Origin of the sequence: Bacteroides sp. AF29-11, assembly GCF_003602895.1 — a bacterium.
Taxonomy (GTDB): Bacteria; Bacteroidota; Bacteroidia; order Bacteroidales; family Bacteroidaceae; genus Bacteroides; species Bacteroides uniformis.
Map to the genome: position 1 here is coordinate 70,323 of NZ_QTLY01000004.1, position 15,433 is coordinate 85,755.

Consider the following 15,433-nt stretch of genomic DNA (forward strand, 5'->3'; position numbering starts at 1 on the left):
TTTTCCAGGCTTCATTCAACATATTTTTCAGCCTGGTTTCATCGGTTTATAACTCTAAAGTTATTAACTTTGCATATTATTAACAACATGTTAATGCTGTTTAGCAGAAGTCTTATTATCAACGGATAAACTTAAAAACCCCGGTTTATAAGCATAAGAGTAAAATTCAGCTTGATACTAATAACTTCATAGGCAAGAAAAATCGTATTTATTTGTCCACACTGTTAACAGCCTATCATTACTATCAAAGGATTTTTAAAGAAGAAAGAGAAATTAAAAAATATAATTATGGATAATCTTATAGAAGCTATCAAGCAGCTGAAGAAGGAGAAGAACGCAATCATTCTGGGGCACTACTACCAGAAAGGTGAAATACAAGATATAGCCGATTACGTGGGCGACAGTCTGGCTTTGGCGCAATGGGCGGCCCGAACGGAGGCGGACATCATCGTGATGTGCGGTGTGCACTTCATGGGAGAAACGGCGAAGGTGCTTTGTCCCGACAAGAAGGTACTGGTGCCCGATATGGCGGCAGGCTGTTCGTTGGCAGACAGTTGTCCGGCAGACAAATTCAGTCAGTTTGTCAAAGAGCATCCCGGATATACGGTGATATCCTATGTGAACACAACGGCTGCCGTAAAGGCGGTGACCGATGTGGTGGTAACTTCTACCAATGCAAAGCAGATTGTGGAAAGCTTCCCCAAAGATGAGAAAATAATCTTTGGCCCGGACCGGAACTTGGGTAATTATATCAACTCCATTACCGGAAGAAATATGTTATTATGGGATGGCGCATGCCATGTACACGAGGAATTCTCGGTTGAAAAGATTGTTGAAATAAAACGGCAGCATCCCGATGCGGTGGTACTGGCACATCCCGAATGCAAGAGTACAGTCTTGAAACTGGCTGATGTGGTAGGCTCTACGGCAGCTTTGCTGAAGTACGCAGTGGCACATCCCGAAAAGAGCTACATTGTAGCTACCGAAAGCGGTATCCTGCACGAGATGCAGAAACAATGCCCGCAGACAACATTTATTCCGGCTCCTCCCAACGACAGCACTTGTGCCTGCAATGAATGCAGTTACATGCGGCTGAATACACTGGAAAAGCTTTATGATTGTTTGAAAAATGAATCACCGGAAATAAAGGTGGATGCTGAGATTGCAGAAAAAGCAGTGAAACCGATTAAGAGGATGTTGGAAATATCGGCTCAACTGGGGTTATAATGTGCTGATATGCCAATGTGCCAATGACCTTTCGGCGTGACAGCGCAGCCAATTAGCACATTGGCACATTAGCATATCAGCACATTAAAAACATTATCTCATTAAGAACTTACACAACTTGTTAGTGGCCAATGCCCGGTGACTGATTTTATTCTTCAGTTCATTCCCCATTTCTGCGAAAGTCTGCGTATATCCTTCGGGAATGAATATGGGGTCATAACCGAAGCCTGAAGCGCCTTTTCTGTTTTTCGTGATTTCTCCTTTCACGATGCCTTCAAACAGATGTTCCTTTCCGTCGATGATAAGTACAAATACGGTACGGAATTGCGCTTTCCGGTTCTCGATGCCCTCCATATCTTTCAGCAACTTCTTCATGTTTGCTTCCGAATTGTGTGCATCGCCGGCATAACGGGCGGAATATACACCCGGTGCCCCACCAAGGGCCTCCACTTCCAAACCGGTATCGTCGGCAAAACAGTCCAGATGATAGTTATCGAAGATATATCTTGCTTTCAGCAAAGCATTTCCTTCAAGTGTGTCTGCAGTTTCCGGAATGTCAGTATCGCATTTGATATCCTTTATGCTGAGAAGTTCGACCTTCTCTCCCAAAATGGCAGTCACTTCTTCCAGTTTGTGTGAATTGTTGGTGGCAAATACAAATTTCTTTCTCATATTATGTTCTCCTTATACTTGTGGCTTATACAAGTCCCTATTTCACTTTCAACCGGTCGAAACCTTCTCCGTATACACCGATGACGGAACTTTGGGAAATGAAAGCGTTCGGGTCTATATCTTTCACCATCCGGAATATTTCTACCGATTGGCGTTTGTAGGCAAGGACGACCAGTACCTTCACGTTGTGTTTACTGTACCAGCCGATACCGTCGAGTACCGTTACACCGCGATGGGTTTCTTTGGTGATGCGGTCGGCAATCTTTTCATATTCTTTGGAGAAAATAAAGAATTGAACGGATTGCCGGGCACTGTTGACTATGTAATCCAGTACAAATCCGATGACAAACAAAGTTACAAAACCGAATATCACGCGTCGCCAGTCATGGAATACCACATAGCAGGAACTGATGATAATGAAGTCGCAAGCCATAATCATGCGTCCCAGCGTGACATCCTTGTATTTATGGATGATGGCTGCAATGATGTCCGTACCTCCTGTGCTGCCGTTGCAGTTGAACACGATACCCAGTCCGGCACCGCACATTGCCGCACCTATCAGGCAAGCCATGAAGTCTTGTCCTTCGCCCAGCAGTTGGGGAGGGACGCCGTCCGAACCGTTCACCAGCAACTGAAAAAACCATAAGAAGAAAGTGAGTCCGAAGATGGCAAACGTAGTCTTGATACTGAACTTCGGTCCGAGTATCTTGATGGCAAAAGTCATCAGTACGGCATTGATGATGAAGTATGACCACTGGATGGGAAATCCGGTGGCATAATAGATGATGGCACCGATACCGGTAGTACCTCCGGTCGTAATCTGATAGGGAATGAGGAATGCCGCCCATCCCAGTGCATAGCTGATGAGTCCCAGAGTGATGAAGATATAATCCTTCAGCTCTCTCGTCACTTCCGCTTTGGTTGGTTTTGTAATTTGCATATCTGTTATTTGACAACGATGTTCACAATCTTCTTCGGCACTACGATTACTTTGACGATGGACTTGCCTTCCATCCATTTTTCAGAACGTTCGTCGGCCAATACAGCAGTCTGGATGGCATCCGATGCCGCATCTGCCGGGAACTCCATGTTGAACCGTGCTTTTCCGTTGAAGGAAACCGTATAGTTGACCGTATCTTCCACCAGGTATTCTTCGTTGCATACCGGCCACTTGGCATCGCATACGGAGCCTGCATTGCCCAGTGTCTCCCACAACTCTTCGCATACATGCGGAGCAAAGGGAGCCAGAACGATGATAAACTGGTTCAGGATTTCCTTCTTGCTGCACTTCATTCCGAACAGCTCGTTTACACAAATCATAAAGGCACTGATACTTGTGTTGTAAGAGAATTGCTCGATGTCTCCCGTCACTTTCTTAATCAGTTTATGGAGGGATTTCAGTTCTTCCTTGGTGGCAGGTTCATCCGTTACCAGATAATTGTCGTTGCGGTCGTAGAACAGTGACCAGAACTTCTTGATGAAGCGGTGCACACCGTCTATTCCGTTTGTATCCCACGGCTTTGATTGTTCTACCGGGCCGAGGAACATTTCGTACATGCGGAGAGTGTCGGCACCGTATTTGTCGACAATCATATCGGGATTGACAACGTTGAACATGGATTTACTCATCTTTTCCACAGCCCATCCGCAGATGTACTTGCCGTCTTCCAGAATAAACTCGGCAGTTTCGTATTCTGGACGCCATGCCTTGAAGGCTTCAAGGTCCAGAACATCATTGGATACGATATTCACATCCACGTGGAGTGGGGTAGTGTCGTACTGGTCTTTCAGATTCAGGGACACGAATGTATTGGTATCTTTGATGCGATAGACGAAGTTGCTCCGTCCTTGAATCATGCCCTGGTTCACCAGCTTTTGGAACGGTTCTTCGGCTACGGAAATGCCGAGGTCGTACAGGAACTTATTCCAGAAACGGGAGTATATCAAGTGACCGGTGGCATGTTCGGTACCGCCTACGTAAAGGTCTACATTGTGCCAGTACTCATCCGTTTTCTTGTCTACAAGTGCCTGGTTGTTGTGTGGGTCCATGTAGCGCAGATAATAGGCGCTTGAACCGGCAAATCCGGGCATAGTATTGAGTTCCAGCGGGAAGACGGTGATGTTGTCTATCTTTTCGTTTTCTACGACGCATTTGTTTACGGTATCCCAAGCCCATTTTGCGGCATGTCCCAATGGAGGTTCACCGGTTTCGGTAGGCAGGAATTTGGCTACTTCGGGCAGTTCCAAGGGCAGGGCGCTCTCGTCAATCATGTAAGGCATGTTGTCCTTGTAGTAAACCGGGAACGGCTCGCCCCAATAGCGCTGGCGTGAGAAGATGGCATCGCGCAGACGGAAGTTCACCTTTACACGTCCCAAGTTATGCTCTTTCACATATTTCTTGGTAGCGGCAATCGCTTCCTTGATGGTCAGCCCGTTCAGTGAGAGGTCGCAATAGGGAGTAACGCCTTCGCGTGGAGAGTTGCATACAATGCCTTCCTTGGCATCGAAGCTCTCTTCGCTTACATCGCAGCCTTCTACCAACGGACGAATTTCGAGACCGAAGTGCTTGGCAAAAGCATAGTCACGGCTGTCGTGCGCAGGCACAGCCATGATGGCACCCGTACCGTATCCTGCAAGTACATAGTCGCTTATCCAGATGGGAACTGCCTCACCGGTAAAGGGATTGATGGCATAGCTTCCGGAGAATACACCGGTAACGCTACGGTCGGCAATACGTTCGCGTTCGGTACGTTTCTTGGTGCGTTCCAGATAAGCGTTTACTTCATCTTTCTGTGTGTCGGTGGTAAGTTGCTGTACCAGTTCGCTTTCGGGAGCCAATACCATGAAGGTGACGCCGAACATGGTATCTGCACGGGTGGTGAAGATAGTGAATTCCAAATCGCTGTCTTTTACCTTGAATTCTATTTCAGCGCCTTCGCTGCGTCCTATCCAGTTCTTTTGGGTTTCTTTCAGGGATTCGGTCCAGTCGATGGTATCGAGTCCGTCCAGCAAGCGTTGTGCATAGGCAGATACACGGAGACACCATTGACGCATCTTCTTTTGAATGACGGGGAAGCCGCCTCGTTCGCTTACGCCGTCCACCACTTCATCGTTGGCAAGTACGGTTCCCAGCTGAGGGCACCAGTTTACCATCGTCTCGCCCAGATAGGCTATACGGTAGTTCATCAGGATTTCCTGTTGTTCCTTTTCGCTCTTGGCATTCCACTCTGCGGCGGTGAAACTCAGTTCTTCGCTGCAAGCCACGTTTATTCCTTCGGTACCGGTTTGGCTGAATGCTTCAATCAGTTCCTGGATGGGACGTGCCTGCTTTTCATCGTTGCAGTAGTAGCTGTTGAACATCTTTTGGAATGCCCATTGGGTCCAATGGTAATATTCCGGTTCGCAGGTACGGATTTCGCGGTTCCAGTCGAAAGAGAAACCTATCTTATCCAACTGTTCACGGTATCGGTTGATATTGTTGACGGTCGTAATTGCAGGGTGCTGTCCCGTTTGTATGGCATATTGTTCTGCTGGAAGTCCGTAAGCGTCATATCCCATGGGATTCAGTACATTGAAACCTTGCAGTCGTTTGTAGCGGGCGTAAATATCCGAAGCAATATATCCCAGCGGATGACCTACATGCAATCCCGCACCGGAGGGGTAGGGGAACATGTTCAGTACATAGAATTTTTTCTTCGTTTCGTCTTCCGTCACTTGGTAGGTTTTGTTTTCCACCCACCTTTTCTGCCATTTCTTTTCAATTTCCCTGAAATTGTATTCCATAGTGGTACTTATTAATATTTTGTTGAAAACATTGTTTATTCAATGGTTAAAACCGGTTAGTATTCGGTTAATATCGGTGCAAAGTTACGGGTTTATTTTCAGATTTGTAGCGAAGTAACATAAAAAACAATGGCAAAGACTTGATAATTCACTTTTTATTACTTACATTTGTGATGTGCTTTTAAAACTAATTTTTTGTTTGTAATACAAATAATAGCTAAATTAATTCAATAGGATATTTACTAAAAGATTTTTAGGATATAGCGAAGGATGAAGTCTGGGAAGATTTCATCCTTTGTGTTTTTTGTCTGTGTATTCGGCAGATTGTTGTTTATTATTCTGCCGATAAATGAGAGTTCGTTCAATAGGCTTCTAATAAGGGGTTTAAAGATTTACTAAAACTCGAAGGAAGATTTACTAAAACGGGAGGAAAGATTTAGTAAATCTTCCTTCGAGTTTTAGTAAATCCTCCTTGAACATTATTTATGGTTGGTTTCATTGTATTGAAAAAAGAAAGTACGTATATTTGTGCGACTTGTCGGAAGTGTATGAACGCAATGAAAAATTATACTTATCATCTTGTTGCCGTCCTTACGGTAGGTATTTGGGGGCTGACCTTTATTTCAACGAAAGTATTGATTGGGCACGGTCTTTCTCCGCAGGAAATATTCTTGCTTCGTTTCCTGATAGCTTATATGGGCATTTGGCTTATTTCTCCCCGAAAACTGTTTGCCGACAATTGGAAAGATGAATTTTGGATGTTTTTAGGAGGCATGACAGGCGGTTCATTCTACTTTTTTACAGAAAATACAGCTTTGGAGATTACATTGGCGACGAATGTGTCGTTTATTGTCTGTACGGCTCCGTTGCTCACCACCATTCTTTCTTTGTGGATTTATAAAAAGGAGAAGGCCACCCGTGGATTGATAGGCGGTTCTTTACTGGCGTTGGTTGGTGTGGCATTGGTGGTTTACAACGGTAGCTTTGTATTGAAAATTTCTCCTTTAGGTGATTTTCTTACTTTGCTTGCTGCTTTTTCCTGGGCATTCTATAGCTTGATAATGAGGAAAATGTCCAACCGTTATGGTATAACTTTCATTACCCGTAAGATATTTTTTTATGGAGTATTGACTATTCTTCCTGCATTTCTGGTTCATCCCTGGCAGTTCGACATTGCTCGTCTTCTCGAGCCGGCTATTCTGTTCAATTTACTTTTCCTGGGTGTATTGGCTTCCTTGATTTGCTTTGTAGTCTGGAATGTAATATTGAAACAATTAGGAACAATAAGAGCTTCCAACTATATTTATCTGAATCCTCTCTTCACGCTGATAGGTTCTGCTTTTCTGTTGGGAGAACGGCTGACGATGGTTGCTCTGATGGGGGCGGTGCTGATATTGGGGGGAGTTTATTGGGCGGGAAAAAGGTGATGAATAGAATAGTCCTTTGAAATTCTTGTAAATCGCAGATTTTTTATAAATGGCAATTGAACATTAGTGTCCCATTAAAATTGGGACGTTATTAAAAATCAAATAAACTTGGTCCATTTGGTCCAAATCGTTCTTTGTTATTTTGCAATTTAGTTTTGTCAAAGAGGTCTCGAAGAGGCGTTTTATCTGTCAACTAGATGCTCAATATTTGAAGAATTTCGTACGTGCTCCTATCCAGTTGCATGTCGTGTTGAACAATTGCGACCAGGCAGTAGGTGCATATAGCAGCGTAGATTTGTATCCGAACGGCATTCTCGGTAGTACCTCAAAACTTTTTGATTTTGAGGTGCTGCTTCAGCCATTTGAAAAACAGTTCCACTTGTCATCGTTTTTTGTAAAGTTCAGCAACTTGAAGGGCAGAAATGTGTGTTGCATTCGTTAAAAAAACAAACTCACGTTTTTGTTCTTCATCCCAATATCTAACCAAGCGAAGAGGTTCGGGATAGTATTGTTTGGGATAAAAGCCCGTCAATCCAATAGTCATATCTGAAAATACGTTTTTAGGTAACCTGTGCTTCCACTTGATAGGCATGTATTGAAGATTTTTCTTGGCTCTGACAACGAAGTAAGCACCTATCTGATGAATCCGATACAACATCTTGAAGTTGTTGTAAGCACGGTCAAAGATATAATAGGAGCCAGATTCATAGGGAATTTCATTCATCGCCTTTGAATCATGCACGGAAGCTTCGATAATGTGAAAGGATGCAGGTATCTGCGTTTCCACATCATATAATGTATGCACTTTGATACCACCCTTCTTCTTACGGAATTTAGCCCACCAGAATACGGAGAGGCATAAATCAATGGTTGTTGAATCAAAGGCGTAAACGTTTCCACCGAGTTTGAAGATGTCGGTAACACGCTTTTGTCTTGCTTCGTTTACCAAGTAGTAAGCATACGCCTCAAAGATGTGATAGTCCCTGTCCCCGTTGGCTCTAGCCAAGGATGATCTTGAAACATTTCTGCCCATCCCCAGATGATAACATTTAGAATGATGAGCATCAAGAGCGACAATCAAATCTCTCAGACTCTCACGATTCGAGAGTTGGCCAAACATCAAAGATAGCAACTGGTTCCAGCAAGTGAAATGCTTTGAGAACTTCGCCGGAAGGAAGACCCCAACAATAGTTAAGAAGTATCTCTTAAGTTGACTTTAAAAGATTGTTTTGAGATTTTATACTATGAAAAGTTGTATATATATAAAAAATGAGAACAGTAGAAATAGAGTATCTATTTTCTGCTGCTCTCATTAGAGTAATAGGCTATTTAGTAAGTTTTGTAATTTATCCTTTTCTTATTTTTATCCACCTTTTATCCTTTTCTGTTCTATAAATTAAGAACAAAAGAGGGGATAAATAAGGAGGAAAAGAAGTTCTACCCAAAAAGTAGTCCGTTCTTATTTCATAATGTGGTTTATTAATTCTTCCGGTGAAAGAGGTGTGATACCAAAAATATAGCTTTGACCAGACTGAAATGGTTCAGTCAGTTCAAAGTTCTCATAAGCGATACCACCAGGTATCGGAGATTTACTTGCCCAATAAGTATAACGACCATTCACAACTCCTTCTAACTCATTACTTGGATTGGAACAATACCAATATTGCGTTGCTTTTTTACCAGTATATTTCCAATGTGTATGTGTATCTTCAGCATATACAGCTTTTGTAGGGTCTTTCTCATCAGGTGACGCTATAAACCATACACCTCCATTTTTATCTTTTATCATTTCTGCCACTGGAGTATGGTTATGTTCTGTGAAATTAGAATCTTTATAGCTCGGCCATAATTGGCCGGCTTCTTTCGTTTTACCATCTGCGAGATGTAATGTCCTAAGTCTTGCTTTGTTTCCCATAGTAGCTGTGAGTATAAAACGATTTAGCTCATCTGACTCTTCCGTGGTATACGTAGTTAATTCAAACTCATAAGGCTTTCCTTCTGTGAATTTAGTCCGGACATAGATATCCGCACCATTATCAAAAGTTTCACAAAAGAAATACACAGTAAGTGTTTCAACTCCATTTTCCTTTGCTATTACTCCGTGAGCTGGATAATATTGATTTGGGAATGAGGGAGCTTCAGGAGTATTCCCACTCCAAAAACGTTTTCCACGAACATTATCAAGTTGACTCCATTCCAATTCTGAGAGCCCCCTATTATTTTTTGCTTTATCAATTGGTTCAAAAGCAATGAAATTGGTAACAACAAATTCATCATGTTCTAAATAAGGTGTATAGATACGAATTAGCCCACGTGGACCTCCTAATGGAGCAATTCCTATTCGGATACCATTTGCAAATCCCCAAATGGGTTGTGCTTTTGTATTTTGAGCAGGTTGTAACCATATTCCATTTTTTTCCGGAGTTGCTAAAGTTTCCGGAGCTATTTGTAGGTTAGTCTGTCCATAAAGGTAGTGTATTCTGCATGCAAAGAATAAAAGTGTAAATAGAATCTTGGTTTTCATGATTTTAAAAGTTTAAAATTAATTTTTATGTGTCGTTTATGGTAGTTCATATCGTTTTTAGCATGATTTGGTACTGCAAATATAAAAATGTTATAACGAATTAGCAAAATAATTTGCAGATTTAATTTTTATGTTTATATTTGCATCGTGAGAATACGATAAGTGCTACTGATTCAAGAGGTAACCTAAAAGTATAATACTATTATATAGCAAAAACGTTACACAAATATATGTCGTCACTAAAAAAAATATCGCTGAAGGATATTGCTGAAGCTGCAGGCGTTTCAACAGCATTGGTTTCGTTCGTTTTGAATGGGAAAAAGAAAGAGTATCGCGTGGGAGAAGAAACTGCCCAACGCATATTGAAAATTGCCAATGAAATGAACTACCAGCCTAATCTTGCGGCCAAAAGTCTTCGTAGTGGCAAAACAAAAACAATAGGATTAGTGGTTTCTGATATTTCCAACCCATTTTTTTCTCAATTAGCGCGTGTATTGGAAGATGAGGCAACCAAACGGGGATATACCGTACTTTTTGGAAGTTCAGATGAGGATAAGGATAAGATGACTCGTGTTGTTAGTAACCTTATTAATAAAGGGGTAGATGGACTCATCATTGTTCCTTGTGACAATTCTGAGAAATCCATCGCTTCACTTGTGAACAATAATATCCCTATTGTTTTGTTCGACCGCTATTTTCCGGAAATCAATGTCAGCTATGTGGCGTTGAATAACTTCAATGCTTCCTATATATCAACCAAACATCTTTTGAATGCAGGCTATAACGCTCCTTGTATGGTGGCTTATGATGTCAACCTTATCCATATGAAAGAGCGTATCCGTGGTTATAAAAAGGCTATGGATGAAGCCGGTAAGAGAAACTTGGCTAACGTGGTCTTTTTGAGGCAGGATGCTCCCAGAAAGTCCGCAGACCGTTTGTTGCCTAAAATGATTGATGGCGGTGTAGACGCTTTTCTTTTTGCCACCAACATGATTTCATTGGCTTGTTTATATACAATAAAGGACATGGGAGAGGGAATTATTGGTAAAATAGGTTTAGTGGGTTTTGACGGTAATCCGGTATTTGACTTTTTTGATGCCCCTATATCCTATATTCAGCAGCCTATAGATGTTTTGGTACAGAAAGCACTTGAAATACTGATAGATATCATTATTAACGGTAATACAGTGCAGTCTGTGCTTGCCGAGGGAGAATTTATTGAAATGGCTCCTTAGGAGAGCTGTTTTTTTTTACATGATAGCTTAATCGATTTAGTTAATTTTTATATTAATCTCAATAAAATCAGTTGAACCATGAGAAATTCAAGATTAATCGGTGGAAAGCCGAAAATTGGTATCAGACCTATTATTGACGGTCGTCGTGGAGGTATCCGTGAGTCATTGGAGGATATGACTATGGCCATGGCCCATAAAGTGGCCGAGCTTTATTCTTCTGTCTTACGTCATAGTGACGGCACTTCCGTAGAGTGCGTCATTGCAGATACAACTATTGGTGGAGTGGCTGAAGCTGCCATGGCAGCTGAAAAATTCCGTAATAGTGGAGTCGGTGTTGTACTTTCTGTAACTCCTTGCTGGTGTTATGGATTCGAAACTATTGATATGGACGGAGAAATGCCAAAAGCCATCTGGGGCTTTAATGGTACAGAACGTCCGGGTGCGGTTTACCTGGCTTCAGCATTGGCAAGCCATACACAGAAGGGATTGCCTACTTTTGGCATTTACGGACGTGATGTACAGGAGGTGACCAATATGGAGATACCGGAAGATGTACAGGAAAAATTGTTGCGTTTTGCCCGTGCAGGTATAGCTGTGGCTACAATGAAGGGGAAATCCTATCTTTCAATCGGCAGTGTATCCATGGGCATTGCAGGCTCTATTCCCAATCCTGATTTCTTCCAAGAGTATTTGGGCATGCGTAATGAGTATGTGGATGCCAGTGAGATAGAACGTCGTGTCCAGTTGGGCATTTATGACCATGAAGAGTTCGCACGTGCCATGGCATGGACAGAAAAGTATTGCAAGAGTAATGAAGGGACAGACTTTAATCCGGAACATCTGGTATATTCCCGTGAAGAGAAAGATGCCCGTTGGGAATACGTGGTAAAAATGACTCTTATTTTCCGTGATATGATGATTGGCAATCCCAAATTGGCTGAAATGGGGTTCAAGGAAGAGTCAATGGGACACAATGCGATTGCTGCGGGTTTCCAGGGACAGCGCCAGTGGACGGATTATAAGCCTGACGGTGATTTTTCAGAAGCTATACTGAATACTTCTTTCGATTGGAACGGTATCCGTGAAGCATTTACTTTCGCTACGGAAAATGATACGTTGAATTGTACTTCAATGCTCTTCAATCATCTATTGACCAATACTGCACAGATATTTGCGGATGTGCGTACTTATTGGAGTCCGAATGCCATAGAACGGGTAACGGGTAAGAAATTGGAAGGTAAGGCGGCAAACGGTTTCATTCACCTGATCAACTCCGGCTCTTGTACGCTTGATGGAACAGGCTGTCAGACACGTGACAATAAACCGGTAATGAAGCCTTTCTGGGAAATTACGGAAGAGGAAGTAGAAGCTTGTCTTTCTGTAACCAAGTGGCATCCGGCCAGTCGCGAATATATGCGTGGCGGTGGTTATTCTTCCCAGTTCCTGACTCGTGGTGAAATGCCGGTAACAATGTGCCGTTTGAATCTCGTAAAAGGTCAAGGTCCGGTATTGCAGATTGCCGAAGGCTGGACAGTAAATTTGGATAAGGATGTTTTCAAGGCTATCAATGAACGTACTGACCGTACATGGCCTTCCACTTTCTTCGCTCCACGTCTGACAGGTAAGGGGTATTTCCGTGATGTATATACTGTTATGAATAACTGGGGGGCTAATCATGGCGCTATCAGTTATGGTCATATCGGTGCTGACTTGATTACTCTGGCTTCCATGCTTCGTATCCCGGTATGCATGCACAATGTTTCTGAGGAAAATATTTTCCGTCCCAGTGCATGGACCGCTTTTGGCGAGGATATGGAAGGCAGTGACTATAGAGCTTGCAAGAATTATGGACCTCTCTATAAATAAAGGAAACAGGCGTTATGTTGAAATCAACCAAACTGAAAAACACTCTGCTGGTAGGTGCAACTGCAATACTTGTATCATGCGGCGGACAAAAAGAAATCAAGATGGGAAGTTATGCTTATGATGCCCAGTTCTTAAAGGACCACGGCATTGAATATACTGAATTGGTATCTGCTGATGGGAATTCTAAAGTGATGGTTATTCCTGCATGGCAAGGCCGTGTAATGACTACTTCTGCTTCCGGCGATGAAGGTGATAGTTACGGCTGGATTAATTATCGTTTCATAAATGAAGGCAAAGTCAGTTCTCAATTTAATCCGGTAGGAGGTGAGGAACGCTTCTGGCTTGGTCCGGAAGGTGGTCCGTTCTCACTTTATTTTAAGGAAGGACAAGAGCAGGTTTATGATAATTGGATAGTTCCTCCGGTACTTGATACTGAAGCTTTTGACATAAAGTCGCAAGACAACAGTAGTATCCGTTTTGTGAAAGATACTCGTTTGACAAATGCTTCCGGTACTACTTTTGATATGAATATTGACCGTACTGTATCGTTGATGGATGCTGGTGAAGTGGCTGCCGATTTTAATATCCAGCTTACAAATGATATGAAAATTGTAGCTTACAAGAGTGAGAATAAGATTACCAATACAGGTGACAAGGCATGGACAAAAGAGGGTGGTCTTGTATCTGTGTGGATGCTCGGCTGTTTTAATCCTACACCGACCACTACTGTATTCATTCCTTATAAGCAAGATGCGGAAGGAACAATTGTGAATGATGAATATTTCGGTAAGATACCGGCGGATAGGCTGATAAAGGAAAATGGTATTATCTATTTCAAGATTGACGGGCTCTATCGTTCCAAGCTGGGATTGCCGGCTTCACGGGCAACGGATATTTGCGGAAGTTATGATTCATCGAAAGGCGTACTCACAATCCTGTGGTGTAGTCTTCCCGAAACTCCTTCAGTCTACGTAAATGGCCAATGGGGACCTCAGGAAGATCCGTTTGCCGGCGATGTAATCAACTCTTATAATGACGGTCCGGTAGAAGACGGTTCTATAATGGGACCTTTCTATGAAATTGAAACGTCTTCTCCTGGTGCGGAGCTGGCTCCCGGTGCCTCATTGGTCCATACGCAAAAGGTGATTCATATACAAGGTAAGGATGAACAATTGGTTCCTATCGTGCAAGATTTATTTGGAGCAGATTTGAATGTAATAAAAACAAAGTTTCAATAGGGTAACTATATAATGGAGAATTCGTATGGAATCAAATAAAATAATACCGAAAGGAATCCTCTTCCCATTCATTCTGCTCACTACTCTTTTCTTTGCCTGGGCTGTGCCGAATAATCTGACAGATACTATGCTTGCAGCTTTCAAGCGCATCATGAGTATGAGTGATTCAAAAACAGCTTGGATACAGGTAGTGTGCTATTTGTTGGGATATGGATGTTGTGCTGTTCCCGGTGCCTTGTTTATCAAGAAATACACTTATAAATCAGGCGTGATGCTGGGGCTTGGTCTATATGCATTTGGGGCTTTACTGTTCTATCCTGCCATGCTTAGCTCGGGAGTGAATGTTGATTTCAGCTTCTTTATGTATCTGCTGGCAATCTTTGTTCTCTTTGCCGGACTTTCAGTTCTGGAGACGTCTACTAATTCTTATGTATTGGCAATCGGTCCTGAAAGTACCGCGACACGCCGTTTGAATCTGTCTCAGGCCTTCAATCCGTTCGGAGCGATTACGGGAGTGGTGATCAGTCAGATTTTCATCCTCTCACAACTGAATGGAATGACAGCGACAGAGCGTGCCCAACTTCCGGCTGAGGAGCTGGCCGCCATCCAGGGGCAGGAATTGAATGCTGTTACTACTGCTTATGTGGTACTTGGTCTGGTGATGTTGGTGCTCTTACTTGCTATTCGGCTTACCAAAATGCCTAATCTTAGTGAAAAAGGTGAAAAAATAGAGTTTGGTGCCACTCTTCGTCGTCTTATAAAGAATAAGAATTATGTATGGGGTGTAATAGCACAATTTTTCAATATTGGTGCACAGATAGCCGTATGGTCATTCGTGATCCGTTATGCTATGGTACAGCTGAATTTTGACGGTGTATTGGCTTCTTTAGGAGATTCTGCTTCTGCAGATGCTGTTGTAAATGCATTACGGGGAGTGGAACCGGTAGCTGCCGCATTCTATAATTGTTGTGAATGGCTTGGATTGAATGATTTGCTGCCACGTACAGCAGAACAGGCTGCAGCTACTTACTATATCATGTCACTTATTCTCTTTGTAGTAATGAGATTCGTATGTACTGCCATGATGAAATATGTGAAAGCTTATAAACTCTTGATAGGACTTGCGCTTCTTGCTGTAATGTGTTGTTTGGGTGCCATGTTCGGCAAGGGCAGTTTCGGCGTCTATTGCCTGATGGGCATTTCTGGTTGTATGTCATTGATGTTCCCGACCATTTATGGTTTTGGTCTTACAGGTTTGGGGGATGACACTAAGATTGGAGGTTCATTCATGGTAATGGCTATTGCCGGTGCTGCCGTTCTGACCCAAATTCAGGGTATTGTCTCCGACCAGACGGGTAGTATTATGGCTGCATATGTTGTACCGGCCGTTGCTTTTGCAGTGATTGCCTATTATGGGCTTTTCATTGCAAGAAAACAAGAGTTAACAACCAAATAATGCTT

At 42.7% G+C, this 15,433-nt stretch carries 10 protein-coding genes and 1 pseudogene; 6 read left to right on the forward strand and 5 right to left on the reverse strand.

What is annotated here, in order from left to right; all coding sequences use genetic code 11:
• Positions 1-288 precede the first annotated feature (288 nt).
• Complete coding sequence (gene nadA / locus DWZ03_RS08000) at positions 289-1,227, forward strand: quinolinate synthase NadA (RefSeq protein ID WP_005825202.1); 939 nt, start codon at positions 289-291, stop codon at positions 1,225-1,227.
• A gap of 93 nt (positions 1,228-1,320) precedes the next feature.
• On the opposite strand, the gene DWZ03_RS08005 is transcribed toward nadA, so the two are convergent.
• From DWZ03_RS08005 to leuS, 3 genes are read right to left on the reverse strand one after another with little or no spacing between them, the layout of a single operon-like run.
• On the reverse strand, positions 1,321-1,899 hold the full coding sequence (locus DWZ03_RS08005) for a non-canonical purine NTP diphosphatase (RefSeq protein ID WP_120129536.1): 579 nt from the start codon (positions 1,897-1,899) through the stop codon (positions 1,321-1,323).
• A gap of 37 nt (positions 1,900-1,936) precedes the next feature.
• Positions 1,937-2,839 carry a YitT family protein gene (locus DWZ03_RS08010; protein ID WP_005825197.1) on the reverse strand — a complete coding sequence of 301 codons (903 nt, stop codon included), beginning with the start codon at positions 2,837-2,839 and terminating at the stop codon, positions 1,937-1,939.
• A gap of 5 nt (positions 2,840-2,844) precedes the next feature.
• Positions 2,845-5,682, reverse strand: coding sequence for a leucine--tRNA ligase (leuS, locus tag DWZ03_RS08015; RefSeq protein ID WP_009037512.1), 2,838 nt, complete (start codon positions 5,680-5,682; stop codon positions 2,845-2,847).
• A gap of 548 nt (positions 5,683-6,230) precedes the next feature.
• Here leuS and DWZ03_RS08020 point away from each other — a divergent pair.
• Positions 6,231-7,109: a DMT family transporter gene (locus DWZ03_RS08020; RefSeq protein ID WP_009037511.1), complete on the forward strand. Its 879-nt coding sequence runs from the start codon at positions 6,231-6,233 to the stop codon at positions 7,107-7,109.
• Between the two features lie 91 nt (positions 7,110-7,200).
• Here the strand turns inward: DWZ03_RS08020 and DWZ03_RS08025 are convergent.
• Positions 7,201-8,307, reverse strand: a pseudogene (locus DWZ03_RS08025) (IS4 family transposase); the annotation flags it as partial.
• Positions 8,308-8,568: 261 nt separating this feature from the next.
• Positions 8,569-9,633 (reverse strand): hypothetical protein, encoded by a 1,065-nt coding sequence (locus DWZ03_RS08030; protein ID WP_005824685.1) that lies wholly within the window; start codon positions 9,631-9,633, stop codon positions 8,569-8,571.
• Positions 9,634-9,863: 230 nt separating this feature from the next.
• Here DWZ03_RS08030 and DWZ03_RS08035 point away from each other — a divergent pair, with 230 nt between their 5' ends.
• From DWZ03_RS08035 to fucP, 4 genes are all read left to right on the forward strand, one after another.
• Positions 9,864-10,868 (forward strand): LacI family DNA-binding transcriptional regulator, encoded by a 1,005-nt coding sequence (locus tag DWZ03_RS08035; protein ID WP_005824684.1) that lies wholly within the window; start codon positions 9,864-9,866, stop codon positions 10,866-10,868.
• Positions 10,869-10,946: 78 nt separating this feature from the next.
• Entirely contained in the window at positions 10,947-12,734 is a 1,788-nt protein-coding gene (locus tag DWZ03_RS08040) for an L-fucose isomerase (RefSeq protein ID WP_005824683.1), read from the forward strand.
• Positions 12,735-12,748: 14 nt separating this feature from the next.
• A complete protein-coding gene (locus DWZ03_RS08045) occupies positions 12,749-13,972 on the forward strand; it encodes a DUF6786 family protein (protein WP_008662244.1) in 1,224 nt (407 codons plus the stop codon).
• 25 nt (positions 13,973-13,997) lie between these two features.
• Positions 13,998-15,428 (forward strand): L-fucose:H+ symporter permease, encoded by a 1,431-nt coding sequence (gene fucP, locus DWZ03_RS08050; RefSeq protein ID WP_005824680.1) that lies wholly within the window; start codon positions 13,998-14,000, stop codon positions 15,426-15,428.
• Positions 15,429-15,433: the final 5 nt, after the last annotated feature.